This is a genomic window from Sulfitobacter sp. 1A12779 (assembly GCF_043557315.1).
Taxonomy (GTDB): domain Bacteria; phylum Pseudomonadota; class Alphaproteobacteria; order Rhodobacterales; family Rhodobacteraceae; genus Sulfitobacter; species Sulfitobacter faviae.
Genome location: NZ_JBIFFU010000002.1, coordinates 167,081 through 191,672 on the forward strand (window position 1 = coordinate 167,081; position 24,592 = coordinate 191,672).

Annotated in this window: 23 protein-coding genes; 17 read left to right on the top strand and 6 right to left on the bottom strand. The window is 64.2% G+C overall.

Going from position 1 to position 24,592, the window contains the following annotated elements:
• The first annotated feature begins 66 nt into the window (after positions 1-66).
• Positions 67-225, top strand: a complete 159-nt coding sequence (locus ACGYLQ_RS03485) for a hypothetical protein (RefSeq protein WP_156505794.1) — start codon at positions 67-69, stop codon at positions 223-225.
• Positions 226-241: 16 nt separating this feature from the next.
• A complete protein-coding gene (locus tag ACGYLQ_RS03490) occupies positions 242-931 on the top strand; it encodes a VIT family protein (RefSeq protein ID WP_209219072.1) in 690 nt (229 codons plus the stop codon).
• Positions 932-1,009: 78 nt separating this feature from the next.
• On the opposite strand, the gene ACGYLQ_RS03495 is transcribed toward ACGYLQ_RS03490, so the two are convergent.
• On the bottom strand, positions 1,010-1,786 hold the full coding sequence (locus tag ACGYLQ_RS03495; protein WP_067267576.1) for a Bax inhibitor-1/YccA family protein: 777 nt from the start codon (positions 1,784-1,786) through the stop codon (positions 1,010-1,012).
• A gap of 615 nt (positions 1,787-2,401) precedes the next feature.
• Here ACGYLQ_RS03495 and ACGYLQ_RS03500 point away from each other — a divergent pair.
• The 4 genes from ACGYLQ_RS03500 (at position 2,402) to ACGYLQ_RS03515 (ending at position 5,545) form a co-directional block, all read left to right on the top strand.
• Positions 2,402-2,776, top strand: coding sequence for a helix-turn-helix domain-containing protein (locus tag ACGYLQ_RS03500; RefSeq protein ID WP_394440466.1), 375 nt, complete (start codon positions 2,402-2,404; stop codon positions 2,774-2,776).
• 83 nt (positions 2,777-2,859) lie between these two features.
• Entirely contained in the window at positions 2,860-3,660 is an 801-nt protein-coding gene (hisN, locus tag ACGYLQ_RS03505) for a histidinol-phosphatase (protein WP_394440468.1), read from the top strand.
• Between the two features lie 134 nt (positions 3,661-3,794).
• A complete protein-coding gene (locus ACGYLQ_RS03510) occupies positions 3,795-5,129 on the top strand; it encodes an 8-oxoguanine deaminase (protein ID WP_394440470.1) in 1,335 nt (444 codons plus the stop codon).
• Entirely contained in the window at positions 5,126-5,545 is a 420-nt protein-coding gene (locus ACGYLQ_RS03515; RefSeq protein WP_067267582.1) for a CAP domain-containing protein, read from the top strand. The genes ACGYLQ_RS03510 and ACGYLQ_RS03515 overlap by 4 nt, the downstream gene beginning before the upstream one ends.
• A 22-nt stretch (positions 5,546-5,567) precedes the next feature.
• Here the strand turns inward: ACGYLQ_RS03515 and guaD are convergent, their stop codons facing one another.
• Positions 5,568-6,869, bottom strand: coding sequence for a guanine deaminase (guaD, locus tag ACGYLQ_RS03520; RefSeq protein WP_394440472.1), 1,302 nt, complete (start codon positions 6,867-6,869; stop codon positions 5,568-5,570).
• A 122-nt stretch (positions 6,870-6,991) separates the two neighbouring features.
• On the opposite strand from guaD, the gene mgtE reads away from it, so the two are divergent.
• From mgtE to ACGYLQ_RS03540, 4 genes are all read left to right on the top strand, one after another.
• On the top strand, positions 6,992-8,395 hold the full coding sequence (gene mgtE / locus ACGYLQ_RS03525) for a magnesium transporter (protein WP_394440474.1): 1,404 nt from the start codon (positions 6,992-6,994) through the stop codon (positions 8,393-8,395).
• The gene (locus tag ACGYLQ_RS03530; RefSeq protein WP_394440476.1) at positions 8,392-8,979 is read left to right on the top strand and encodes a 5-formyltetrahydrofolate cyclo-ligase; all 588 of its coding nucleotides are present in this window, start codon (positions 8,392-8,394) and stop codon (positions 8,977-8,979) included. Before mgtE ends, ACGYLQ_RS03530 begins: the two co-directional genes overlap by 4 nt.
• 38 nt (positions 8,980-9,017) lie before the next feature.
• Positions 9,018-9,830 (top strand): TIGR00282 family metallophosphoesterase, encoded by an 813-nt coding sequence (locus ACGYLQ_RS03535; RefSeq protein WP_168612244.1) that lies wholly within the window; start codon positions 9,018-9,020, stop codon positions 9,828-9,830.
• A gap of 94 nt (positions 9,831-9,924) precedes the next feature.
• Positions 9,925-11,697, top strand: coding sequence for an SLC13 family permease (locus tag ACGYLQ_RS03540; RefSeq protein WP_394440478.1), 1,773 nt, complete (start codon positions 9,925-9,927; stop codon positions 11,695-11,697).
• A gap of 1 nt (position 11,698) precedes the next feature.
• On the opposite strand, the gene ACGYLQ_RS03545 is transcribed toward ACGYLQ_RS03540, so the two are convergent.
• Complete coding sequence (locus ACGYLQ_RS03545; RefSeq protein ID WP_394440480.1) at positions 11,699-12,733, bottom strand: hypothetical protein; 1,035 nt, start codon at positions 12,731-12,733, stop codon at positions 11,699-11,701.
• Between the two features lie 319 nt (positions 12,734-13,052).
• On the opposite strand from ACGYLQ_RS03545, the gene ACGYLQ_RS03550 reads away from it, so the two are divergent.
• The gene (locus tag ACGYLQ_RS03550) at positions 13,053-14,354 is read left to right on the top strand and encodes a hypothetical protein (protein ID WP_394440482.1); all 1,302 of its coding nucleotides are present in this window, start codon (positions 13,053-13,055) and stop codon (positions 14,352-14,354) included.
• Positions 14,355-14,422: 68 nt separating this feature from the next.
• Here ACGYLQ_RS03550 and ACGYLQ_RS03555 read toward each other — a convergent pair whose 3' ends face one another.
• Positions 14,423-15,280 (bottom strand): bile acid:sodium symporter family protein, encoded by an 858-nt coding sequence (locus tag ACGYLQ_RS03555; RefSeq protein ID WP_394409861.1) that lies wholly within the window; start codon positions 15,278-15,280, stop codon positions 14,423-14,425.
• Between the two features lie 75 nt (positions 15,281-15,355).
• Positions 15,356-17,128 carry an SLC13 family permease gene (locus ACGYLQ_RS03560; protein ID WP_394440484.1) on the bottom strand — a complete coding sequence of 591 codons (1,773 nt, stop codon included), beginning with the start codon at positions 17,126-17,128 and terminating at the stop codon, positions 15,356-15,358.
• Between the two features lie 119 nt (positions 17,129-17,247).
• Between ACGYLQ_RS03560 and ACGYLQ_RS03565 the strand changes: the two genes are divergently transcribed.
• The gene (locus ACGYLQ_RS03565) at positions 17,248-17,988 is read left to right on the top strand and encodes a YebC/PmpR family DNA-binding transcriptional regulator (protein WP_394440486.1); all 741 of its coding nucleotides are present in this window, start codon (positions 17,248-17,250) and stop codon (positions 17,986-17,988) included.
• Here ACGYLQ_RS03565 and ACGYLQ_RS03570 read toward each other — a convergent pair.
• Positions 17,985-18,866, bottom strand: coding sequence for a LysR family transcriptional regulator ArgP (locus tag ACGYLQ_RS03570; RefSeq protein WP_394440488.1), 882 nt, complete (start codon positions 18,864-18,866; stop codon positions 17,985-17,987). The two genes, ACGYLQ_RS03565 and ACGYLQ_RS03570, sit on opposite strands and share 4 nt — an antisense overlap.
• A gap of 91 nt (positions 18,867-18,957) precedes the next feature.
• On the opposite strand from ACGYLQ_RS03570, the gene ACGYLQ_RS03575 reads away from it, so the two are divergent.
• The 5 genes from ACGYLQ_RS03575 (at position 18,958) to betA (ending at position 24,560) form a co-directional block, all read left to right on the top strand.
• Positions 18,958-19,557 carry a LysE/ArgO family amino acid transporter gene (locus ACGYLQ_RS03575; RefSeq protein WP_394440490.1) on the top strand — a complete coding sequence of 200 codons (600 nt, stop codon included), beginning with the start codon at positions 18,958-18,960 and terminating at the stop codon, positions 19,555-19,557.
• A gap of 55 nt (positions 19,558-19,612) precedes the next feature.
• On the top strand, positions 19,613-20,542 hold the full coding sequence (locus ACGYLQ_RS03580; RefSeq protein WP_394440491.1) for a DMT family transporter: 930 nt from the start codon (positions 19,613-19,615) through the stop codon (positions 20,540-20,542).
• 92 nt (positions 20,543-20,634) lie between these two features.
• On the top strand, positions 20,635-21,210 hold the full coding sequence (gene betI, locus ACGYLQ_RS03585) for a choline-responsive transcriptional repressor BetI (RefSeq protein ID WP_209219056.1): 576 nt from the start codon (positions 20,635-20,637) through the stop codon (positions 21,208-21,210).
• A gap of 76 nt (positions 21,211-21,286) precedes the next feature.
• The gene (gene betB, locus ACGYLQ_RS03590; RefSeq protein WP_394440493.1) at positions 21,287-22,744 is read left to right on the top strand and encodes a betaine-aldehyde dehydrogenase; all 1,458 of its coding nucleotides are present in this window, start codon (positions 21,287-21,289) and stop codon (positions 22,742-22,744) included.
• A 157-nt stretch (positions 22,745-22,901) separates the two neighbouring features.
• On the top strand, positions 22,902-24,560 hold the full coding sequence (betA, locus tag ACGYLQ_RS03595) for a choline dehydrogenase (RefSeq protein WP_394440495.1): 1,659 nt from the start codon (positions 22,902-22,904) through the stop codon (positions 24,558-24,560).
• Positions 24,561-24,592: the final 32 nt, after the last annotated feature.

Below are 24,592 nucleotides of genomic sequence, written 5' to 3' on the forward strand. Positions count from 1 at the left end.
CCGCCCCGACGCCTTGCGCGGCGGGGCGGAACGGGGGATACCTGAAGGAACTGCCGGGGGAATGCCATGTTTGCCAAATCGACTGCCGTGATCTTGCTGCTGACACTGGGGGCCTGCGCCCCGTTGAGCCGGGCGGAACCCACCGGCAGTGTCGGCTTTACCGGGGTGGGCGGCGACAGGCCGGTCATCTTCCCGGCGCATCTGTTGGTGTATCAGCCGCAGTAGACGCAAGGCGGGTCAGATGCCCAAAGAAGGACACTTCATCAACCGCAGCAACTGGCTGCGCGCCGCCGTTTTGGGGGCCAATGATGGTATCGTCTCCTCGGCCAGCCTGCTGGTCGGGGTGAGCGCGGCTGGCATGACGCAGGGCAATGTCCTGCTGACGGGGCTTGCGGGCCTCACCGCCGGGGCACTTTCGATGGCGGCGGGGGAATATGTCTCGGTCTCGGCGCAGGCGGATGTGGAGAAGGCCGATCTGGAGCGCGAGCGCGTCGCCCTGATCGAAGACCCGGACTATGAACTCAGCGAACTGGCCGAAGGGCTGGAGAACCGGGGCGTGCAAAGCGACCTTGCCCTAGAGGTCGCCACCCAGATGACGGACCATGACGCCCTCGGCGCCCATGCGCGCGAAGAGTTGGGCATGTTCGGCCTCGCTGGTCAGGCCGATCCGCTACAGGCGGCGGGCGCTTCGGCGCTGGCCTTTGCCTTGGGCGGCGGTCTGCCGCTGTTTGCGGCGGTTCTGGCGCCTGCGGGGCTGCGCGGCGTGACCATTGCATTGGTGGCATTGCTGGCGCTGATGCTGCTTGGCGCGGGCGGCGCGCAACTGGGCGGCGCGCCAAAGCGGCCCGCCATCGGGCGCGTCGTGGTTTGGGGCGGTCTGGCAATGGCTGTGACGGCCGGGGTCGGGCATCTGTTCGGCGCGATTGGATAAGCGGCTTGGCCTAAGACGGTGCCAAAGAAAAGGCCGGCCCCTTTCGGAGCCGGCCTTTCGCATCAGATGGCAGGGCGATTACTCGCGGTTGCCGAAGAGCGACAGCAACATCATGAACATGTTGATGAAGTCCAGATAGAGGCTCAGCGCACCCATGATCGCGGCTTTGCCCAGCCACTCGGTGTCGCCGTGATGGGCGTGGGCCAGATACTCGGTCTTGATCTTCTGGGTGTCATAGGCGGTCAGACCCGCGAAAATCAGAACACCGATCGCCGAGATCGCGAACATCAGCGCCGAGGAGGCGAGGAAGATGTTGACGATCGACGCGACGACCAGACCAATCACACCCATGATCAGGAAGCTGCCCCAACCGGAGATGTCCTTTTTCGTGGTGTAGCCCCAGAGCGACAGACCGGCGAAGGCGATGGAGGTAATCAGGAAGACCTGCGCGATGGAATAGCCGGTGAACACCAAAAAGATCGAGCTGATCGAGATGCCCATGACGGCGGCGAAGGCGTAGAACACAACCTGCGCCGTGGCGGCGGACATGCGGTTGATCATGGCGCCAAAGCCGAAAACAAAAGCCAGGGGTGCGAACATCACGACCCACTTCAGCGGCGAGGCATAGAGCGCATAACCCAATTGCGTCAGGTATTTATCCTGGCTGAGCTGCGCCACGGCGGCGGAGGGGTCGGTGGTGACCGACAGGCCCGAGATGGCCCAGGCCGCGGCGAAGGTGATGAGCATGCCGATCGACATGGTGCCATACACCTTGTTCATATGAGCGCGCAGACCCTCGTCGATCGCGGAGACGCGCGACCCGGCAGCAGAGCGAATTGAATTGACGTCAGCCATTTAGTGACTCCCATTGGCAAAGTTGCGTGTCGAAACCCGGCCGACACGTTCTTGGGTCTGAATATCGGGCCTGAGGGGGCGAATTTCAAGTGTCTTGCGGCCTGATATCACGGCAATAATCGTGGGTTTTACGGGTGGGGATGTTCGGGGCGTCGGCTTGCCCTGCGCGCGCCTTGGACGGGACTGCCGCGAGCGGTCGATCGGCGGAAAAGCACCGACGCATTTCAAGTCGCGCGCGGGCGGGCAGCAGCCATTCTCACCGCCCCAAACACGAAAACATGGCATTTGACGCATTCCGACGGGAACCGATTGATATCCCTCGCGTTCATCCAGTGGTTGCCGAGCGGAAAACCGACAGGCCCAAGGAAACTTGGGGATTTCACACCCGCCGGTCGAAGAGAGAGAGGGGCAGTGCACCGCCTGAGGTTGCAGTCGATACAGGGCGGATTTTTTACCATCCCGTGAAATTTCTTGGCCGAATTCAACGCAACCGCTATGATAGGAGGCAGAACTTTCGCGCAACCCCTGCGGTATCGTACGAGGCGACGGCACACTTCGTCCTTGTTTGGAACTGAGATTGGCACGGTCGCATGTGCCCTATAAGGATTAGAGAATATGGTGCATGTGGTAGATGTACATGTAGGCAAACGTATCCGGCAGCGCCGCTGGCTGACGGGGATGACCCAGCAGAAACTGGCGGAACTGGTTGGGATCAAATTCCAGCAGATACAGAAATACGAAACCGGCGCGAACCGGGTCAGCGCCTCCCGGTTGTGGGATATCGCTGATGCGCTTGGGGTGCCCGTGTCCTTCTTTTTCGAAGGGTTGAAGGATGAGGAAGTCACCGAGGGCGCGCCGATGGACGGGCTGCCTGCCGATTTGATGGCCGACAAGGAGGCGATGGAACTGGTGCGCTCTTACTACGCCATCCCCGAGAACCAGCGCCGCCGGTTGTTTGAACTCGCCCGCGTGCTGAGTGACGTGGCCTGAGCCTGCCTCTCATCCGCTGCAAGGCTCGGCTCTAACGCACTGACAGGCTTGCGCAAAGGGGCGCAAACTGTCAGGTCTTCGCCATGATGAACACCAGTGACTTCGATCCCGATATCCGCCGCGTTGCCCATCTGATGGCGGATGCGGCGCGGCAGGTGATCCTGCCCTATTTCCGCAGGCTCGATTTGCAGGCCGACAACAAGCTCGGCACGGGTTTCGATCCGGTGACAGAGGCCGACCGCGCCGCCGAACGGGCGATGCGCGATATCTTGGCGTCGGAGCAGCCTGCAGATGGCATCTTGGGTGAGGAATATGGCGCGCAGCCCGGCACGTCGGGGCTGACATGGGTGCTCGACCCCATCGACGGGACGCGCGGCTTTCTTAGCGGTACGCCGACTTGGGGCGTGCTGATCGCGGTTTCCGATGCCTCGGGCCCGTTCTATGGCATCATCGACCAGCCCTATATCGGGGAGCGGTTCGAGGGGGCGCCGGATGGCGCGCTGTTGAGCGGGCCGCACGGCAGCCACCCCTTGCAGACACGTGCGGCGCGGGATTTGCGGCAGTCCATCGTTTTCACCACATTCCCCGAGGTCGGCAGCAGCGAGGAGGCCAGCGCCTTTCGCGCCGTCGCCTCGCAGGCGTTGCTGACCCGCTATGGCATGGATTGCTACGCCTATGCGCTGGTCGCGGCGGGGCAGGTCGATCTGGTGATCGAAGCGGGGCTGAACGCCTATGACATCCAAGCGCCCATCGCGGTGATCCAAGCCGCAGGCGGGATCGTCACCGATTGGCAGGGCAACCCGGTGCATGAAGGGGGCAGGGCGCTGGCCGCGGCCAACCGCGACATTCACGCCCAAGCGCTTGCGATCCTTTCCGCCTATTGATCCAATTGTCGGGAAGCCCCGGATTGACCGGCCCCGGCGGGATGCGATAAATCCCCCAGAAGGTCGGTTCTCTCGCCCGTTTTCCATCGGCCACACACACTTTGCATGAGACGGGCATAGCGAAAGTGTGACCTATGGCAGAGACCCTCATCCGCGGCGCGGATTACCTTATCACGATGGACGACACCCGGCGGGAGCTTGCAGGCGCGGACCTGCTGCTGCGCGACGGGATGATTGCCGAGATCGGGCAGGGCCTTCGGACAAAGGGTGAGATTGTCGAGGCGACGGGCTGTGTCGTCACGCCGGGCCTCGTGAACACCCACCACCATCTTTACCAAAGCATGACCCGTGCCGTGCCGGGGGCGCAGGATGCGCTGCTCTTTGGCTGGCTGCAACGGCTCTACCCGATCTGGGCGCGCATGGGGCCAGAGCATATGTTCGTCTCGGCCCAGATTGGGCTGGCGGAATTGGCGCTCTCGGGCTGTAGCCTGAGTTCGGACCATCTTTATCTCTACCCCAACGGCGTGCGGCTGGAGGATACGATCCACGCCGCCGCCGAACTTGGGCTGCGCTTTCATCCCACCCGCGGCTCGATGAGCATCGGCGAAAGCGATGGCGGCCTGCCGCCCGATGCGCTGGTGGAACGTGAGGCGGCCATTTTGGAAGACTGCATCCGCGTGGTCGACGCCTTTCACGACCCCACCGAAGGGGCGATGTGCCGCGTCGGATTGGCACCCTGTTCGCCCTTTTCGGTCAGCCGCGAATTGATGCGCGACACGGCGCTGCTGGCGCGCGACAAGGGCGTGATGCTGCACACCCATCTGGCCGAGAATGCCGAGGATGTGGCCTATTCGCAGGAGAAATTCGGCTGCCGTCCGGGGGAATATGCCGAAAGCCTCGGCTGGATCGGCGACGACGTTTGGCACGCCCATTGCGTGCAGTTGGACGGGGCCGAGATCGACCTTTTCGCCCGAACCCGCACGGGGGTTGCGCATTGTCCTTGCTCGAACTGCCGCCTCGGCTCGGGCATCGCGCCGGTGCGGGCGATGCTGGACGCAGGCGTGCCGCTGGGGCTGGGCGTCGATGGCTCCGCCAGCAACGACAGCGGCAATCTCGCCGCCGAGGCGCGGCAGGCGATGCTGTTGCAGCGGGTGGCCCGCGGGGCCGACGCGATGAGCCCGCGCGCGGCGCTCGAACTGGCCACGCGGGGCGGTGCGGATGTGCTGGGCCGGCCCGACTGCGGGCGGCTGATGCCCGGTAAACGGGCCGATGTGGCGATCTGGGATGTTTCGGGCGTGCAGAGCGCGGGCAGTTGGGACCCGGCTGCGCTGCTTCTTGCCGGTCCTACGGCGGTGCGCGACCTTTTCGTTGAAGGCCGACAGGTGGTGCGCGATGGTCAGATCACCACCATCGACTTGGCCGCTCAGGTGGCGCGGCAGAATCATTTGGCGAAAGGCTTGGCTGGATGAAGCCGGTTTTACTCTCGATACTGATGCTGGCGGGGATGCCCGCCTTGGCCGATCCGATGGGATTGGACAGGGTGAACGCCCTGCGCGATGTGAAGGGGTTGCAGCCCCTGAGCTATGACAGCCGTTTGGAACAGGCGGCAAAGGACCACGCCCGCGACATGGCCACGCATGACTATTTCAGCCACCAAGGCCGCGATGGCACCGATGTCGGCCGCCGCGCGGCGGTGGCGGGCTATGAATGGTGTTTCGTGGCCGAGAATATCGCCAAGGGGCAGCAATCGCTCGATGAGGTCATGACCGGCTGGACCAACTCGCCGGGGCATTACCGCAATATGGTCGACGCCCGGGCCGAGGAGATGGGGCTGGTCCGTGCTGATGACGCGGTCTGGGTCATGGTGCTGGGCGCGCCCTGCTGAGCCCAGCCATAGGCGGGGGGCGTTACGCCGTGCCGCCCCGCCGTGCGCCCGCCACCCAAACATCCGCAATCGCGCGGTCATCGCCCATCATGATCGTGGCGAAAAGGCTTTCCCAAATGTCCTTGGCCGCGGCATGGCGCTGCGCGATGGCGGGGGTGGAGTCGAGCGACAGCACGGTGATGTCGGCCTCCATCCCTTCGGCCAGTGAACCCACATGATCTTGCAAATGCAGGCTGCGGGCCGAGCCCGCGGTCGCCAGCCAAATGAGCTGTGCCGCATGCAGCGGCGTGCCGCGCAACTGGCCGACCTCATAGGCCGCTGCCATGGTGCGCAGCATCGAAAAGGACGAGCCGCCGCCGGTATCCGTCGCCAGCGCCAGCGGGATGCCCCGCGCGGCAAGGCCGGTCATGTCGAACAGCCCCGAGCCGATGAAGGTGTTTGAGGTCGGGCAATGCACCAGCGCACCGCCGACCTCCGCCAGCCGGTCAATCTCGCGCGGTTCCAGATGGATCGCATGGCCGTAGAGGCCGCGTTCGCCCAGCAGGCCGTGGGCCTCATAGGTATCAAGGTAGTCGCGCGCCTCTGGAAACAGGTCTCGGACCCATTCGATCTCATCCGTCTGCTCGCTGAGGTGCGTCTGCATCAGGCAGGTCGGATGCTCCGCCCAAAGCGCGCCGAGGGTGGAGAGCTGCTCGGGCGTGGAGGTGGGTGAGAAACGCGGCGTGATCGCATAGGTGGCGCGGCCCTTGCCATGCCAGCGCTCGATCAGCGCTTTGCTGTCGTCATAGGCCGATTGCACCGTGTCGCGCAGCCCTTCGGGCGCGTTGCGGTCCATGCAGGTCTTGCCCGCGACGATCCGCTGGCCGCGTTCTTCCGCCGCCTGAAACAGCGAATCGGCGCTATGGGGGTGGATGGTGCAATAAGACGCGACCGTGGTGGTGCCATGGGCCAGCGTCAGGTCCAGATAGCGCGCGGCGATCTCGCCCGCGTAGGCGGGATCCGACAGGCGCATCTCTTCGGGGAAAGTATAGGTGTTCAGCCAGTCGATCAGCCGCTTGCCCCATGAGGCGATGATCGCGGTCTGCGGGTAGTGCACATGGGCATCGACAAAGCCCGGGCAAATCAGCGCATCGGTGTAGCGTGTCACCTCGGCCTGCGGATGCGCGGCGCGCAGCGCGTCCCCCTTGCCGACGGCGGCGATCCGGCCGTTTTCGATCAGCACACCGCCCTGGGTGTCGATCTTCACGGCATCCTCCCAAGCGCTTTGCATCGGGTTGCCGGAATAGGTGAGCGTCGCGCCCAAAAGGAGTCGTTGATTTGTCATGCCAGTGGTTTAGGTGAGGGCGGGACGGGGAACAATACCGAAGCGTCGCTGGTGCCGTTGTACCGGCTTGGGCGCTCGCATACTATCGTTCCCGACAAAGGCACAGAGACGGAGAGCAGCGGATGTCAGAGCAGATTGAAGAGCTGGATCCGGCGGCCTCCCCTGAAGAGCGTGCCGAGGCCTATGTGCTCGACCGGAAAGCCGTGGCCGCGATCCTTGAGGCGGTAGGGGCCAATGATCAGGCGCATCTGACCCAATTGATGGAGCCGCTGCACGCGGCAGATATCGCCGACCTTCTTGAGCAGATCGACGAGGACGACCGCGCCGCCTTGATCCGGCTTTACGGGCAGGAGTTCGACGGGGAAATCCTGTCGGAACTCGACGAGTCGGTCCGCGAGGAAGTCATCAGCATCCTGACGCCGCAGGTTCTGACCCAAGCGGTGCGCGAGTTGGACAGCGACGATGTGGTCGACCTGATCGAAGATCTGGAAGACGCGCAGCAGGAAACCATCCTCGACGCGCTGGAAGAGACCGACCGCGTCGCGGTGGAGCAGGCGCTGAACTGGCCCGAATATTCCGCCGGTCGTCTGATGCAGCGCGAGGTTGTCATGGCGCCAGAGCATTGGACGGTGGGCCAAGCCATCGACCATCTGCGTGCCACCAAAGAAGAAGACCTGCCGGATCAGTTCTATCATATCGTCATGGTCGACCCGCGCCTGCATCCGGTGGGCAATGTGACCTTGGGCAAGCTCATGCGCTCGCGTCGCGAGACGCGGCTAGCGGATATTCTGGAAGAGACCTTTCAAATCATCCCCGCCATGCGCGATGAGGGCGATGTGGCCTATGCCTTCAACCAGTACCACCTGATTTCGGCCCCCGTGGTCGACGAGGAGGGGCGCCTTATCGGGGTCATCACCATTGACGACGCCATGGCCGTGCTCGACGAAGAACACGAAGAAGATATCCTGCGACTGGCGGGCGTGGGCGAGGGGTCGCTTTCTGACCGGGTGACGGAGACGACGAAGCAGCGGCTGCCGTGGCTCGCGGTGAACCTTGTGACGGCGATTGCGGCCTCCGTGGTGATCTCGCAATTCGAGGCGGCGATTGCGCAGATCGTGGCGCTGGCCGTGTTGATGCCGATCGTGGCCTCCATGGGTGGCAACGCGGGCACGCAGAGCTTGACGGTGGCGGTGCGCGCCATCGCGACCAAAGACCTCACCGGCTCCAACGTTTGGCGGGTGATCCGGCGCGAGGTTTTGGTGGGGTTGGTCAACGGGCTGATATTCGCGGTGATCATGGGGATCGTCGGCGTGCTCTGGTTCGGCTCGCCGGGGCTGGGCTATGTCATCGCCACGGCCATGGTGATCAACCTCGTGGTGGCGGGGCTTGCGGGCACCGGCATCCCGATCTTGCTGGAGCGGTTCGGGGTGGACCCGGCGCTTGCCTCGGGCGCGTTTGTGACGACGGTGACGGATGTGGTAGGCTTTTTCGCCTTCCTCGGCCTTGCCGCCATGGTGCTGTTGTGAGCGATTGCGCCGCGCGGAAGGCCGAGGCGCGCAAGGCGGCCTTTGCCCGCCGTAAGCCCCTGTTTGAGCAGGCGAATGCAGCGCAGGCAGGCTATCTTTCCGAGGTTTTGGCGGGCTACCGCGGCGTGCCGCTGTCGGGTTTCATGCCGATCCGAACGGAGATTGATCCACGCCCCGCCATGGCCGAGGCTTGCGCCCATGGTCCCGTCGGCGTGCCAGTGATCAAAAAGCCGAACCACCCTCTGTCCTTTGCCCGTTGGACCCCGGAAACACCGATGGTGCCGGGCACCTTTGGCGCGATGATCCCCGCAGAAACCGACTTTTTTGAGCCCGAGATCGTGATCGTGCCGCTTTTGGCCTTCAACCGCGCAGGCGGGCGGCTGGGCTATGGCGGCGGCTTTTATGACCGCACGCTGGCGAGGCTGCGCGCGCGGCGGGCCACGCTGGCCATCGGCTTTGCTTTCGCGGGGCAGGAATGGGACGATATCCCGCTGGAAGACACCGATGCGCCGCTCGATCTGATCGTGACCGAGGCCGGGGTGATCGAGGTGACGCCGGGCCAACCCCCGTCCCGAGCGGAATAAGGGTTGCCGCCAAGCCGCACGCGTCCTAGTCCATGGGCATGAAGATTTTGTTTCTTGGCGATGTGATGGGCCGGGCCGGACGGCGGGCGATCACCGAAAATCTGGCGCGGCTGCGGCGCGACTGGAAGCTCGATTTCATTGTGGTCAACGGCGAGAATGCGACCGGCGGCATGGGGCTTTCGGGCGCACATGCCAAGACGCTTCTCGATGCCGGGGCCGATTGTCTGACCCTTGGCGATCACGCTTTCGACCAGAAAGACATGCTCAGCTTTATCGAGCAGGAGCCGCGGGTGATCCGCCCGCTGAACTTCTCCAAATCCGCGCCGGGCAAGGGGGCTAAACTGTTCACGGCGCAGAACGGCAAGAAGGTTCTGGTGACCCAAGCGCTTGGGCAGGTCTTTATGAAACGGCCCTTCGACGATCCTTTCTCGGCGCTGGAGCCGGTGCTGAAAACCCATCCGTTGGGCGGCATGGCGCAGGCGATCATTGTCGACATGCACTGCGAAGCCACGAGTGAGAAGATGGCCATGGGCCATTGGTGCGACGGGCGTGCGAGCCTTGTGGTCGGCACCCATACCCATGTGCCGACGGCCGATGCGATGATCCTGCCGGGCGGGACGGGCTACCTCAGCGATGCGGGCATGTGCGGCGATTATCATTCGGTGATCGGCATGGACAAGGCCGAGCCGCTGCGCCGTTTCATCACCGGGATGCCGCGCGAACGTTTCACCCCCGCCAATGGCGAGGCGACCCTGTCGGGCGTCTATATCGAAACCGATGACCGCACGGGTCGGGCCACCCGGATCGTGCCGGTGCGCGAGGGCGGAACGCTTCAGGCCAGCGCGCCCTAAGAGCAGCAAGGCGCGGCCCGTGCGTCGCGCTTGCACCGAGGGCGGCAATCGGCGTAACTGGACAACGGCCTTTTGCCCGAATGACAGGTTCTTGATGGAATTTTTCAGCTTCTCTCCGATGGAGACGGCGGTGCTGACCCTCGTGGTCGTCGGCATGATGTTCGTGCTTTTCCTGCGCGAAGCCTTTCCGACCGAAGTGGTCGCCATCGCCGGGGCGGCCTTGCTGCTGGCGCTTGGCGTGCTGCCCTATGACGACGCGCTTGAGGTGCTTTCAAACCCCGCGCCTTGGACCATCGCGGCGATGTTCATCATCATGGGGGCGCTGGTCCGCACCGGCGCGCTGGATGTTTTGACGCGACTGGCCGAACGTTCGGCCAAGACGCATCCTAAAACGGCGGTGGCGGGGGTGATCCTGTCGGTCATGGCGGCCAGTGCGATCATGAACAACACCCCCGTGGTGGTGGTGATGATCCCGGTGGTGGTGCAGTTGACTCGCACGCTGAACACCAAGGCCTCCAAGCTGTTGATACCGCTCAGCTATGCCGCGATCATGGGCGGCTCTCTGACGCTGATCGGCACCTCGACCAACCTGTTGGTCGACGGTGTGGCGCGGTCGCAGGGCATGGCCCCTTTCGGCATTTTCGAGATCCTGCCCGTGGGCCTCGTGGTCTGTGCTTGGGGCGTGCTTTACATGCTGCTCTTCGCTGACCGGCTGCTGCCCGCGCGCGACAGCATGGCGAATATGCTCTCCGACCGCTCCAAGATGAAATTCTTTACCGAGGCGGTGATCCCGCCTGAAAGCAACCTGATTGGCCGTGAAGTGCTGGACGTGCAGCTTTTCAAACGCGAGGGCGTGCGGCTGATCGACGTGGTGCGGGGCGACGACTCTCTGCGCCGCAACCTCAAAGGGGTCGCGCTTCAGGTCGGCGACCGTGTCGTGCTGCGCACCCAGATGACCGAACTTTTGAGCCTGCAAAACAACAAGGAACTGCGCCGGGTCGACCAGCTGTCGGCGGTGGAGACCACGACCGTCGAAGTGTTGATCACCCCCGGTTGCCGGATGGTGGGGCGCAGCTTGGGCTCGATGCGGCTGCGGCGGCGCTATGGGGTCTATCCGCTGGCGGTGCATCGGCGGAACCAGAACATCGGCCAGCAGCTTGACCAATTGATCGTCAAGGTCGGCGATACGCTGCTGCTGGAAGGGGCTGCCGAAGACATCCAGCGGCTGGCGAGCGAGATGAACCTTGTCGATGTGACCCAACCCTCGGCCCGGGCGTTCCGCCGGGGTCATGCGCCGATCGCCATTGCCGCCCTCGTGGGGATCGTGGCGCTGGCGGCCTTCAATGTGGCGCCGATCCTGCTTCTGGCCGTGATCGCCGTGGCCGTGGTGCTGGTGACGGGCTGTATCGACGCGGAGGAGGCTTTCTCTTTCGTTGAAGGGCGGCTGCTGGCGCTGATCTTTGCCATGTTGGCGGTTGGCGCGGCCTTGCAGAACTCCGGCGCGATCACGCTGATCGTCGACAATATCGCGCCGGGGTTGGCGCAGTTGCCGCCGTTTTTCATCATCTGGGCGGTGTTCCTGCTGACCACCATCCTGACCGAGATCGTCAGCAACAATGCCGTGGCGGTGATCATGACGCCGATTGCCATCAGCCTCAGCACCGCGCTTGGCATGGACCCGCGCCCGCTGGTGGTGGCGGTGATGATCGCGGCCTCCTGCGCCTTTGCCACGCCCATTGGCTATCAGACCAACACGCTGGTTTACGGGCCGGGGGGCTATCGTTTCACCGATTTCATGCGCATCGGGATCCCGCTGAACCTGAGCATGTCGGTGCTGGTCAGCGCGGTGATCCCGCTCATTTGGTAGCTTAGGCGCTGCGCGGCACGTCGGACTGGGCGACGATTGCGTCAAAGCCCGCTTGTGCCTCAAGGAAGTTACGGGTCAGCGGGGCGGTGAGTTCGGATTGGTCCGAGAAATAGGCCCCGACCCGACAGATATGCGCCGCGAATTCAGGATGCACCCCGGCATCGTCATAGCGCCGGATGCGGTCTTTGCTGAGCCAGCCACGTTTCTTGGCCTCTTTGCTGATCAGTTTGAGCCGCTGCACCGCGTGGAAGGTCAGGTAAACCGAGAGGTAATCGAGGTAGTCGGGCAGGGCGATGCCGCAGGTCGGATCGAAGGCGTCGATCACCACATCGACCATATCCGGCGGGGCGATGGGCCATGCCTCATCCCCGATCAGCCAAGCGATGTCTTCGGCCCCGTGGCGCAGACCGGCATATTCAAAGTCGAACCAGCGCAGCTTGTCATCCGCGCCAATCGCGGCATTGCCTGAGCGGCAATCCCATTTGACGAATTGCCGCGCCGGGGCGTTGATGCGCTCATAGGCGGCGGTGCGGTCGAACTGCTCCGAGATGCCGTCGCCGAGGTCTTTTAGAAAATCCACCGCATCGACAAAGTTCAGCACCCAGTCGCGGTTGTTGCCCAGATGCGGCATGATCGCGTTCAACTCGGTTTGGCGCGCGGCACCGTGGATGCGGAAGATGGCTGAGACGGCCTCGGCTGCGAGGTCAAGCTGTTCGGCGCGTTCCACTCGCGCGACCTCAACGTTGAGGCGGCGTTTGCCGACGTCGGATTGGAACATGATCTCGCCCACCACGCCCAGACATTCGGGCAGGTCGCTGCAGTGGCGGCCAAGCTCGGTCAGCACATGGGCTTCGAGATGGGTGCGGCGGAAGTTCGGGCGCAGGGTGGCGATCACCGTGCGGTCGGTCAGATGCAGCCGAAAACTCGACCGGTTTTCGCCGCCCGGCGCCGATACCCGCGCCACGTCTTGCCCGAAATGCTTGCGCGCCGCCGCGACGATCTGGGCCTGAGCGCTTTGTTCCTTGGGTCGTGCCATGGGGCCTCCGCTGGTGTTTTCGCCTGTCTAGGTCGGCTGGCTGACGAGGGTACGGCGGGTTTTGGGCAAAACAAAGGCAATTTCCACCTATCCCGACGGAAGTGATTCGCACCCCATCAGCGCATTTGATCTATACGAAAGGACAATGCCCTCTCCGGGTATCTCACTGTTTCGATTCGTCGCGCTTTGTCCGCCTAATTTACCCAAAAAATGGAAAGAATTTGGCGGAAATAGGCGCCGCTGCTAGGTTCACAGGTCAGTGGGGGACGCGGCGCTGCAAAACGGCCGCGGCTGCAAATGCATATGAGGGATTGGCGTCATGGGTTACAGATTCTCAAAGGGTTGGAACAGCAAGGACAATAGCTGGTCCACTGGCGGTGAAGCGGGCAGCGGTTGCGATGCCAGCGGAACGAAGTCCTATCACAACGGCGGGGTAGAGGGCTCCTCCTTCGCGAAGTGGTATGACAAGCACTTGGCCGGGAAGTTCGACGGGAACGATGACGGCAAAGGTTCCGGTTCGGGTGGGACCAAGGGGTCTGGCTCTGGCGGTACGAAGGGCTCCGGCTCGGGTGGTACGAAGGGTTCCGGCTCGGGCGGCACGAAGGGCTCCGGTTCGGGTGGTACAAAGGGTTCCGGTTCCGGCGGCACGAAGGGCTCCGGCTCTGGCGGCACCAAGGGCTCCGGCTCGGGTGGCACCAAGGGTTCCGGTTCTGGCGGCACGAAGGGTTCCGGTTCTGGCGGCACGAAGGGTTCCGGCTCTGGCGGTACGAAGGGTTCCGGTTCGGGTGGCACGAAGGGTTCCGGTTCGGGTGGCACGAAGGGCTCCGGTTCGGGTGGCACGAAGGGCTCCGGTTCTGGCGGTACGAAGGGCTCCGGTTCTGGTGGCACCAAGGGTTCCGGTTCTGGCGGTACGAAAGGCTCCGGCTCTGGCGGTACCAAAGGTTCCGGCTCTTGCGGCACTAAGGGGGCCGGCTCGGGTGGTACGCAAGGGGGTGATACCGGTGGCGACGATAAGTCCGTTCTTAATTTCCTGATGGGAGAGAATGGGGAGATCACAATCGCCGTCACGGAAACGCCGGAGGGGCAGTTGCACTTCAACCTTTCGCCCACTGATCCCGAAGCGGAATCCCACGCCGACATCAACGGGCTTTTCTTCAATGTGACTGATGGCAGCGCAATCGAAGAACTGAACTTCTTCCCTGATGTGAACGCCGAAGGCTATCACCTGACGGATGTGAAGGCCGTGGATGACGGTGTCGACGGTTTCGCGGGTGGTCCCCAAGCGGGGGGCAGCTTCGATGTGGGTCTGCAATTCGGCACGACTGCTGACAGTTCCGATGGTGAAGTCCCAAGCACGAACTTCACCCTATGGACCTATCCCGGCTCGTTGTCTTTCGAAGATATCGATCTGAGCGGCATGCGGGTCGTGGTGGACTCGGATGAGAGCGGCGGCGAGGTGCTTGAGGTGTCCGGTATGGTCGACCCTGACATGGAGGACCCCGAGGCCGATACCTCCGACCCCGCGAGCGCCCTCATGGACGCGCTGACCCTCACCTCCGTGCCGGAGGAAGAAGACGAAGGGGGCGACACCTGCGAGGATGACGCTTTCGACATGGCCTAGGGGGCCGTCAGTCTAAAAACGAAAGGCGCGTCCCTCGGGGCGCGCCTTTTGCTTGGCGGGCGTCGCTCTCAGCGCCCGCGCATCCAAAGGACGAAGGGCAGGGCCACCAGATACATCGTGATGCCATAGACCGCCGAGGGCAGGGCATAGGCGCTGAAACCCGACGCTTGGCCCGAGATCAACCCGGCGAGGGTGATGCCGAGCGTGGCGTTCTGGATGCCCACTTCGATTGAGATCGTCTTGCGGGTCTGCCACGCCAGCCCGGCCGCGGCGGCAATGCCCAGCCCCAGCAACATCAGCGCCGCGTTCATGCTAATGAGCGCGGGCCCTAGGCGCGCGAGATTCTCGGTGAAAACGCTCCAATTTCCGGTCAATGCGGCGAGGACAATCAGCACGAAGAGCAGCGCGGCGAGGGCGGAGAGGCCCGGCTCGATCCGCGCGGCAAAGCCGGGGGCGAGGTGGCGCAGGGCAAGCCCAAGTGCCACGGGCAGGGTGGTGATCACGAACATCGCCACCGCCAGCGCGGCGACCGAGACATCCGGCGCGGCATCGCCCATGAAATGCCGCACAGCGATGGCGGTGAAGACCGGCACGGTCAGGATGCTCAGAAGCGAGACCACTGCCGTCAAAGTCACCGAAAGCGCCACATCGCCCCGCGCGAATTTGCTGATCATATTCGAGGTCACGCCGCCCGGGCAGAAGGAGAGGATCATCAGTCCGACGGCCAGTTCTCCGCGCAGCCCAAAGGCCATGGCCACCGCCCATGCGGCAGCGGGCACCAGCACCACTTGGCAAAGCGCGCCCAAGGCAAAGGCGCGCGGGTATTTCGCCACGCGGGTGAAGTCTGGGACCGTGAGGCCCACCCCCAGCGACAGCATGATGATCGCCAATGACAGCGGCAGTACGACGTTGATTAGAATGTCCATTTGTCCCCCCAAAGCTGACACTCAGCCTAGGGGCGGCAAATATGCTCTGGCAAGTCCGACGCGCGGCGGCGGCAATTAAAGCGGCCAGAAGAACAGGATCGCGGGGATCGACACGGCGACGACGATGATCTCCAGCGGCAGCCCCATGCGCCAATAGTCGCCAAAGGAATAGCCGCCGGGGCCGAGGATCAGCGTGTTGTTCTTATGCCCAATCGGCGTGAGGAAAGCCGAAGAGGCCGCCACCGCCACCGCCATCAGGAACGGATCGGGAGAGACGCCGAGCGACTGCGCCATCTGGATGCCCACGGGGGCCGCGACGATGGTCGTCGCGGTGTTGTTGAGCACATCCGACAGCGACATGGTCACCACCATCAGAACCGTAAGGACCACCCAAGCGGGCAGCCCCTCGGTCAGCCCCACCAGCGCGCCCGCGATCAATTCGGTCCCGCCCGAAGTCTCCAGCGCCGCGCCCAGTGGGATCATCGAGCCCAAGAGCACGATCACCGGCCATTCGATATGGGTGTAAAGTTCCGACAGCGGCACGATCTTGGCCAGCACATAGCCGACCACCACGATGCCAAGCGCGATGGGCAGGTAGATCAGCCCGAAGGAGGCCGCCGCCACGGCCCCCGTGAACATCGCGATGGCAAGCCATGTCTTGCTGTCTTGCGTCACCGCAAGACCCCGGTCGGCCAGCGGCAGCACGCCCAGCCAGTCGGTGACATGGGCCACCGTGTCGCGCGGGACCAGCAGCAACAGGATGTCCCCCGGTTTCAGCTCGGTCGTGCGCAGTTGCGAGGTGATCTTGCGGCCCTGTCGCGACAGGCCCAGCAGCACCGTGCGCTGCCGCCACGACAGGCCCACCGCCTGCGCCGTGCGCCCGTTGAGCCGCGAGCCATCGGTCACCACGACCTCGACAATCTCGACCCCGTCACCGTCAGCCAGCAGCAGGTCTTCGCGGTCCCGGTCGGCCAGCGCGAGGTTCAGCGTGCTGCGAAACTCGTCCAGCGCGTCGGGCGTGGCCTCAAGCACGATCGCATCTCCGGCTTGCAGCACCACGTTGCGGGCCGTGCCATAGCGCCGCTTGCCGTCGCGCATCAGCCCCAAGATCGCCACATCGGCGCGATGCGCCTCTTCTTGCAACTCGGCCAGACGTTTGCCGATCTGTTTGTTGCCCTCGGGCACGGTCAGCTCGGCGATATATTGGGCGATGTCCTCGGCCTCGATCATGGCGTCTTCGCGGGCGGGGATCAGCCGCCAGCCGATCAGCGCGACAAAGATCAGCCCCGCAATGGCGGCCAACCCGCCGACGGGGGCGAAGTCGAACATCTTGAAAGGCGCGCCCAAGGATTCCTGCCGGATGGAAGCGATGATGATATTGGGCGGCGTGCCGATCAGCGTGGCCATGCCGCCAAGGATGGTGGCGAAACTGAGTGGCATCAGGCTCAGCCCCGGCGCGCGGCCCGCTTTGCGTGCAGTCTGGATGTCGACCGGCATCAGCAGGGCCAACGCCGCCACGTTGTTCATAAAGGCCGACAGCACCCCGCCCACGGCGCCCATCATGGTGATATGCGCGCCCAAGCTGCGCGAACTGTCGACCAGCGTGCGGGTGATCAGCATCACCGCGCCGGAGCGGACCAACCCAGCCGAAACCACCAAGACCAGCGCCACGATCAGCGTGGCCGGATGGCCGAAACCGTCAAAGGCGTTTTCCGTGGGCACCACCCCCAGCACCACGCCGAGCATCAGCGCCCCGAAGGCCACGATATCATAGCGAAACCGCCCCCAGAGCAGCAGACCAAAGACCGCGCCGAAGAGGGTGAAAAGGATGATCTGATCAGTGGTCATAAATCCGGTCTAACTTGGTTGCCCCATCGGCGGAAAGCTAAGCACAGGCCGGGTGGCTTGTTCCAGCGGTGATGCTGGCATATAGAGTGGCGCAAACGCATTGCCAGAACGAGGTATTCATGGCCGGTCACTCCAAATGGGCAAACATCCAGCATCGCAAGGGCCGTCAGGACAAGCTGCGCGCCAAGGTGTTTTCCAAACTCTCCAAGGAAATCACCATCGCGGCCAAGATGGGCGACCCCGACCCGGACAAGAACCCGCGTCTTCGTCTGGCGGTGAAAGAGGCCAAGGGCCAGTCCATGCCCAAGGACAACATCGAACGCGCCATCAAGAAGGCCGTCGGCGGTGAGGGCGAGGATTACGAGGAAATCCGCTATGAGGGCTATGGCCCCAATGGCGTAGCGGTGATCGTCGAGGCGATGACCGACAACCGCAACCGCACCGCTTCGACCGTGCGCTCGACCTTCACCAAGAACGGCGGCAATCTGGGCGAGACGGGCTCCGTCGGTTTCATGTTCGAGCGCAAGGGCGAGGTGATCTACCCGGCCTCCGTGGGCGACGCGGACACCGTGATGATGGCGGCGATTGAGGCCGGGGCCGAAGATGTCGAAAGCTCCGAAGAAGGTCACGTGATCTATTGCGCCGACACCGATCTCAACGACGTGTCGACCGCGCTTGAGGCCGAATTGGGCGAGTCGGAATCGACCAAGCTGATCTGGCGTCCGACCACCACCACCGAGATGGATCTTGAGAACATGGAAAAGCTGATGAAGCTGGTCGATGCGCTTGAGGAAGATGACGACGTGCAGCGCGTCACCACCAACTTTGAGGCCTCCGACGAGGTTATGTCGCAGCTTTAACGCGGCATTTGCACCAGCGCCTCGCGCGCCGCGGCCCTTATGGCGGCGGTGAGCGGGGCCAGCGCGGGCGCCATGATCCGCGCCACCTGCCAGTAAAGCGGCACATCCAGCGGCAGCGCCTCGTCAAGTGACACGAGCCGCCCCGCCGCCATATCCTCGGCCACCAGCGGCGCGGGGTTCATCCCCCAGCCTAGCCCTTGACGCGCCGCCGCGACAAAGCCGTGGCTTGAGGGCAGATGGTGGCTTGGCGGGGTCAGTCGCTGCCCGGTCTTTCGCATCAGCCATCGCCCTTGCAGTTGATCCTTATGATCGAAGGTGAGCATTGGCGCGCGGGCCAGTGCCTCGGTCGTGACGCCCTTGGCAAACCAGGTCTCGCGATAGGCGGGGCTGGCGGTGGCATGGTAGCGCAGCGCCCCCAAGGGCAGGACATCGCAGCCCGGTGCCGCGCGGGCTTGCCCCGTCACCGCCGCGCTGACCTCCCCCCGTCGCAGCCAATCGGCAGAGGTGTCTTGGTCGTCGATCATCAGATCGAAAAGCATGTCGGGCACCTGCGCCAGCGCCGGGATCAGCCATGTGGCCAAGACATCCGCAGGCACCGCAAGGCGCAGGCGGGGCGGGGCGGTGGCATCGCCCGCGCCAAGCGCCTGCGCTTCGAGCAGGGCCACATCCTCCGCATGTTTGGCAAGACGCTGGCCCATGGGGGTGCCGGTGCAGGGCTGGCCGCGCAGAACGAGGGTGGCCCCCACACGATCCTCCAGCGCCTTCACCCGTTGCGAGATTGCCGAGGGGGTCACCCCCAGCACCGCCGCCGCGGCGTCAAAACTGCCGAGCCGCAGGATATGGGCCAATGCGGTTAGCTGCGCGCTGTCGAGCTGCATAAGAGTTGCTAATCCTGACGTAGACTATTGAATTTGAGTAATCTGAACCGCCGGGCTAGGCAAAGGCAACCCATGTTATAGGACGCTTTTGATGTTCACCTCACTCCTTCCCGGCTTCGCCCTCAGCCTCACCCTCATCATGGCCATTGGAGCGCAGAACGCCTTTGTCTTGCGCCAAGGGCTGCGCCGCGAACATGTGCTGCCGGTGGTGCTGGTCTGCGCTGCCTCGGACGCGGTGTTGATCATGTCGGGGGTCGCGGGCTTTGGCGCGCTGGCCGAGGCGGCCCCGTGGTTCGGCCCGCTGATGCGCTATGGCGGCGCGGCCTTCCTGCTGTGGTACGGCTGGCGCAACGCGGTTTCCGCATGGCAGGGCGGGGAGGCGCTGGAGGCCGAGGGGCAATCCACCGGCAGCCTGCGCAAGGCGATCCTGACGCTGCTGGCGCTGACGTGGCTGAACCCGCATGTCTACCTCGACACCTTGGTGCTGCTCGGCTCGATCTCGGCGCAATATCCCGACCGGCTCAGCTTTGGCATCGGGGCGGTGCTGGCAAGCTTCCTTTTCTTCTTTTCACTGGGCTATGGCGCGAGGCTGCTGGCGCCGCTCTTTGCCAGACCGCGCAGTTGGCAGGTCTTGGACGCCATCATCGCCGTGACCATGTGGGCGATTGCCATCAAATTGCTTGCGATGTGAATAAAAATGCCGCGCCCATCTTGCCCTTGGCAGCGCTTTGGGAAAGGGTCGCGGCATGACACACTCTCCCGCCACCACCCCCGACATCCCCGTTCCGCCCAACCGCCCGCTTGTCGGGGTCTTTTGGATGTTGGTGACGGGGGCCTGTTTCATCGGCGTGACCGCGCTGGTGAAATACATGGGGCCGCGGCTGCCCTCGGCAGAGGCTGCTTTCCTGCGCTACGCCATGGGGTTGGTCTTTGTCCTGCCGGTCCTGCGGTCGCTGCTGGCCACACCGGTGAGCCGGCGGCAATGGGGGCTTTTCGGCATGCGGGGCCTGTGCCACGCGGGCGGGGTGATCCTGTGGTTCTACGCCATGACCCGCCTGCCCATCGCCGAGGTGACCGCGATGAACTACCTCGCGCCGATCTATGTCACCGTGGGTGCTGCGATCTTTCTGGGGGAGAAGCTGGCCGCGCGGCGTATCGTGGCGGTCTGTCTGGGGCTGGCGGGGGCGGCGATCATCCTGCGGCCCGGTTTTCGCGAAGTCTCTACAGGGCATTTGGCGATGTTGCTGGCGGCGGTGGTCTTTGCCGGGTCCTACCTTTTGGCCAAGGTGCTGGCGGATGAGGCGCGCCCGGTGATGATCGTGACCATGCTGTCAATCTTCGTCACCATCGGGCTAGCGCCCTTTGCCTTTGCCGTCTGGATCACGCCGACACCGCAGGAACTGTTGATCCTCGCCGGGGTCGCCTTTTTCGCGACGGCGGGGCATTTCACCATGACGCTGGCCTTTGCCGCCGCCCCGGTGACGGTGACGCAGCCGGTCACGTTCCTGCAATTGGTCTGGGCCACGATCCTCGGCGTGGTGGTCTTTGCCGAGCCGGTGGACCTCTGGGTCGTGCTGGGCGGGGCGGTGATCTTGGGCTCTGTCACCTTTATTACATGGCGCGAAGCGATGCTGAAACGGCAGGTCACGCCCCCCTCGCATGCGACGAAATTCTGACCCTTCGCCCCGTCGGGCGGTACTTGATTGACGAGTCAATAAAGTATCCCCTATCCTGAGGCGGTCAACACTGCCCCAAGGATCCGAATCCAATGCCCAAAGTCGGAATGGAACCCATTCGTCGCTCTGCGCTGGTCAAAGCCACCATCGCCGAGATTGGCGAGGCCCAGTCGCTGGATGTGACGGTGAGCCAGATCGCCAAGCGGGCAGGCATGTCGAGCGCGCTGGCGCATCACTACTTCGGCGGCAAGAACCAGATCTTTCTGGCGGCGATGCGGCATATCCTGTCGGAATATGCCGCCGGGGTCCGCGAACGCTTGGCCACGGCCCGCACGCCGCATGACCGCGCGGCGGCGATCATCGTCGCCAGTTTCGACGATACCGGCTTTCACCCCGGCACGATCAGCGCGTGGATGACACTCTACGCCCATGCCCGCACCAACCCCGAAACCCGGCGGCTGCTGACGGCTTACCAAAGCCGGTTGCGGTCCAACCTCACCCATGCGCTGCGCCCGATCAGCCCTCAGCCCGAAGGCGACGCCGAAACCTTGGCAGCGCTGATCGACGGGCTCTACCTGCGCGCGGCGCTGTCGGATGGCGTCAGCGCGGCAGAGGCCATGACCCGCGCGCTCTATACCCTCGACCTGCTGCTCAAAGCTGGCCGTTGAACACCGCGGAGACGGGCGGCACCGCCGCGCTCCGCCTCTCTGAACACTCCTCGCCTCAGGCAAGAAAGTCCCTTTGATGTCCTATGATCCCCAACCCACCGCCAGCCACTTTATCGACGGCGCCTATGTCGAAGACACCAATGGCACGCCGATCCCGGTGATCTACCCGGCAACGGGCGAAAAGATCGCGACGGTCTATGCCGCCACGCCTCAGATCGTGGAACAGGCCATCGCCTCGGCCCGCCGCGCGCAGGCCGCATGGGGCGCGCTAAGCGGCACCGAGCGGGGCCGCATCCTGCGCCGCGCCGCCGACATGATCCGCGACCGCAACCACGACCTCTCGGTGCTGGAAACCCAAGACACCGGCAAACCCTATCAGGAGACTTCCGTCGCCGATGCCACCAGCGGCGCGGACGCGCTGGAGTATTTCGGCGGCCTCGCTGGCAGCCTGACCGGCGAACATATCCAACTTGGCGAAGACTGGGTCTATACCCGGCGCGAGCCCTTGGGCGTCTGCGTCGGTATCGGCGCATGGAACTACCCCACGCAGATCGCTTGTTGGAAGGCCGCCCCCGCGCTGGCCTGCGGCAATGCGATGATCTTCAAACCGTCCGAGACCACGCCGCTCTGCGCCCTGAAGGTCGCCGAAGTCCTGATCGAGGCCGGGCTGCCGGCGGGCCTCTTCAACGTGGTGCAGGGCATGGGCGAGGTCGGCCAGTCGCTTGTCACCGACACCCGCGTCGACAAGGTCTCGCTCACCGGTTCGGTGCCCACGGGGCGCAAGGTCTATGCCGCCGCTGCCGAAGGTATCAAGCATGTGACGATGGAGCTTGGCGGCAAGTCGCCCCTGATCGTCTTCGAGGATGCGGACATCGACAATGCCGTCGGCGGCGCGATCTTGGGCAACTTCTACAGCTCCGGCCAGATCTGCTCGAACGGCACGCGGGTCTTCGTGCACCGCGACATCAAGGAAAAGTTCCTCGCGCGGCTGTCCGAGCGGCTGGACGACGCCGTGATCGGTGACCCGATGGACCCCGACACCAGCTTTGGCCCGATGGTCAGCGAACGCCAGATGCAGATCGCACTGGACTACGTCGAGAAGGGCAAGGCCGAGGGCGCGCGGCTGGTCTATGGCGGTGCGCGGATCGAGCGTGATGGCTTCTACATGCAGCCCACCGTCTTTGCCGATGTGACCGACGACATGATCATCGCCCGCGAAGAGATTTTCGGCCCCGTCATGGCGGTGCTCGACTTCGAGGACGAGGGTGAGGTCATGGTCCGCGCCAATGCCACCGAGTTCGGCCTCGCCGCCGGTGTCTTCACTCGAGACCTCGCCCGCGCGCACCGCGTGGCGGCGGGGTTCGAGGCCGGGACCTGCTACATCAACAGCTACAACGACGCGCCGGTCGAAGCACCCTTCGGCGGCATGAAGAACTCCGGCGTCGGCCGCGAGAACGCCAAGGCCGCGATCGAGCACTACAGCCAGGTGAAGTCGGTCTACGTGCGCATGGGCGATGTCGAGGCGCCCTTCTAAGGGGTGAATTTGCTGAGAGGTGCTTGAGGGATCAGCCTGATCCTCAAGTCACCTCGTCAATTCTGGGGAGCGATTCCCCACCGCCTCAAGGACAAGCCGCGCCTACGCGCGGTGCTGCGCATCCTTGACCCGGCGGGGAATCACGGAAGGAAGAGCTATGGAAGCTGAATTTGTCATCGTCGGCGCGGGCTCCGCGGGCTGCGCCATCGCTTACCGTCTGGCCGAGGCGGGCCGCAAGGTCATCGTTATCGAACATGGTGGCAGCGATGCGGGCCCCTTCATCCAGATGCCCGCGGCGCTCAGCTATCCGATGAACATGCCGCGTTACGATTGGGGCTATAAATCCGAGCCCGAGCCGCACCTCAACAACCGCGAGCTGGTCTGCCCGCGCGGCAAGGTGATCGGCGGCTCGTCGTCGATCAACGGCATGGTCTACGTGCGCGGCCATGCTAAGGACTTCGACCATTGGGAAGATTCCGGCGCGCGCGGCTGGTCCTACTCGGATGTGCTGCCCTACTACAAACGCATGGAGACATGGCACGAGAACGGCCATGGCGGCGATGCGGCATGGCGCGGCAAGGACGGCCCGCTGCACGTCAGCCGCGGTCCGCGCGAGAACCCGCTTTTCGACGCCTTCGTTCAGGCCGGGGCACAGGCGGGCTACCCGGTGACCCATGACTACAACGGTGAGCAGCAAGAGGGCTTCGGCCCGATGGAGCAGACCGTCTGGAACGGGCGGCGCTGGTCGGCGGCCAATGCCTATCTGCGCCCGGCGCAGAAGACCGGCAACGTCACCCTGATCCGTGCGCTGGCGCAACGTGTCGTGATCGAAGAGGGCCGTGCTGTGGGTGTCGAGGTCAAGCGTGGCCGCGCGACGGAGGTGATCCGCGCCAGCCGCGAGGTGGTGCTGGCGGCCTCGTCCATCAACTCGCCGAAACTGCTGATGCTTTCGGGGATCGGCCCGGCTGCCCATCTGGCCGACCACGGGATCGAGGTGCTGGCCGACCGCCCGGGCGTGGGTCAGAACCTGCAGGACCATCTGGAGCTTTACATCCAGATGGCCTCGCGCCAGCCGATCACGCTCTACAAGCACTGGAACCTCTTGTCGAAGGCCGTCATCGGCGCGCAGTGGCTGTTCACCAAGACCGGCATGGGCGCCTCGAACCAGTTCGAATCCGCGGCCTTCATCCGCTCGAAGCCCGGTGTGGAATACCCTGATATCCAATACCATTTCCTGCCCATTGCCGTGCGCTACGACGGGCAGGCGGCGGCCGAGGGGCATGGGTTTCAGGCGCACACGGGGCCGATGCGCTCAAAGTCGCGGGGCGAGATCACCCTGCGCTCCGCCGACCCTGCCGAGGCGCCGCGCATCCGCTTCAACTATATGTCCCACCCCGACGATTGGGAGGAGTTCCGCACCTGCATCCGCCTTACGCGGGAGATCTTCGCGCAGGACGCCTTCAAGCCCTTCGTCAAACATGAGATCCAGCCCGGAGAAGCGTTGCAATCGGACGCGGAGCTTGACGCCTTCATCGCCGAACACGCGGAAAGCGCCTATCACCCCTGCGGCACCTGCCGCATGGGGGCGGCGGACGATCCGGGCGCCGTGGTCGATCCGCAAGCACGGGTGATCGGGGTCGAGGGGCTACGCGTGGCCGACAGTTCGATCTTCCCGCGGATCACCAATGGCAACCTTAACGCGCCTTCGATCATGGTCGGCGAAAAGGTCTCGGACCTCCTTCTGGGCCGCGATCCGCTGCCGCGCGCGAACGATGAGCCTTGGATGCATCCGAACTGGCAGGTGGCGCAGCGTTGATCGTTAACCTGCCTTAACATCCTGTCTTGAAG

Excerpts from the sequence above, each read along its gene's own strand:
- ACGYLQ_RS03485 (WP_156505794.1), top strand. The coding sequence starts at position 67 with ATGTTTGCCAAATCGACTGCCGTGATCTTGCTGCTGACACTGGGGGCC.
- ACGYLQ_RS03490 (WP_209219072.1), top strand. The coding sequence starts at position 242 with ATGCCCAAAGAAGGACACTTCATCAACCGCAGCAACTGGCTGCGCGCC.
- ACGYLQ_RS03495 (WP_067267576.1), bottom strand. The coding sequence starts at position 1,786 with ATGGCTGACGTCAATTCAATTCGCTCTGCTGCCGGGTCGCGCGTCTCC.
- ACGYLQ_RS03500 (WP_394440466.1), top strand. The coding sequence starts at position 2,402 with ATGGTGCATGTGGTAGATGTACATGTAGGCAAACGTATCCGGCAGCGC.
- hisN (WP_394440468.1), top strand. The coding sequence starts at position 2,860 with ATGATGAACACCAGTGACTTCGATCCCGATATCCGCCGCGTTGCCCAT.
- ACGYLQ_RS03510 (WP_394440470.1), top strand. The coding sequence starts at position 3,795 with ATGGCAGAGACCCTCATCCGCGGCGCGGATTACCTTATCACGATGGAC.
- ACGYLQ_RS03515 (WP_067267582.1), top strand. The coding sequence starts at position 5,126 with ATGAAGCCGGTTTTACTCTCGATACTGATGCTGGCGGGGATGCCCGCC.
- guaD (WP_394440472.1), bottom strand. The coding sequence starts at position 6,869 with ATGACAAATCAACGACTCCTTTTGGGCGCGACGCTCACCTATTCCGGC.
- mgtE (WP_394440474.1), top strand. The coding sequence starts at position 6,992 with ATGTCAGAGCAGATTGAAGAGCTGGATCCGGCGGCCTCCCCTGAAGAG.
- ACGYLQ_RS03535 (WP_168612244.1), top strand. The coding sequence starts at position 9,018 with ATGAAGATTTTGTTTCTTGGCGATGTGATGGGCCGGGCCGGACGGCGG.
- ACGYLQ_RS03540 (WP_394440478.1), top strand. The coding sequence starts at position 9,925 with ATGGAATTTTTCAGCTTCTCTCCGATGGAGACGGCGGTGCTGACCCTC.
- ACGYLQ_RS03545 (WP_394440480.1), bottom strand. The coding sequence starts at position 12,733 with ATGGCACGACCCAAGGAACAAAGCGCTCAGGCCCAGATCGTCGCGGCG.
- ACGYLQ_RS03550 (WP_394440482.1), top strand. The coding sequence starts at position 13,053 with ATGGGTTACAGATTCTCAAAGGGTTGGAACAGCAAGGACAATAGCTGG.
- ACGYLQ_RS03555 (WP_394409861.1), bottom strand. The coding sequence starts at position 15,280 with ATGGACATTCTAATCAACGTCGTACTGCCGCTGTCATTGGCGATCATC.
- ACGYLQ_RS03560 (WP_394440484.1), bottom strand. The coding sequence starts at position 17,128 with ATGACCACTGATCAGATCATCCTTTTCACCCTCTTCGGCGCGGTCTTT.
- ACGYLQ_RS03565 (WP_394440486.1), top strand. The coding sequence starts at position 17,248 with ATGGCCGGTCACTCCAAATGGGCAAACATCCAGCATCGCAAGGGCCGT.
- ACGYLQ_RS03570 (WP_394440488.1), bottom strand. The coding sequence starts at position 18,866 with ATGCAGCTCGACAGCGCGCAGCTAACCGCATTGGCCCATATCCTGCGG.
- ACGYLQ_RS03575 (WP_394440490.1), top strand. The coding sequence starts at position 18,958 with ATGTTCACCTCACTCCTTCCCGGCTTCGCCCTCAGCCTCACCCTCATC.
- ACGYLQ_RS03580 (WP_394440491.1), top strand. The coding sequence starts at position 19,613 with ATGACACACTCTCCCGCCACCACCCCCGACATCCCCGTTCCGCCCAAC.
- betI (WP_209219056.1), top strand. The coding sequence starts at position 20,635 with ATGCCCAAAGTCGGAATGGAACCCATTCGTCGCTCTGCGCTGGTCAAA.
- betB (WP_394440493.1), top strand. The coding sequence starts at position 21,287 with ATGTCCTATGATCCCCAACCCACCGCCAGCCACTTTATCGACGGCGCC.
- betA (WP_394440495.1), top strand. The coding sequence starts at position 22,902 with ATGGAAGCTGAATTTGTCATCGTCGGCGCGGGCTCCGCGGGCTGCGCC.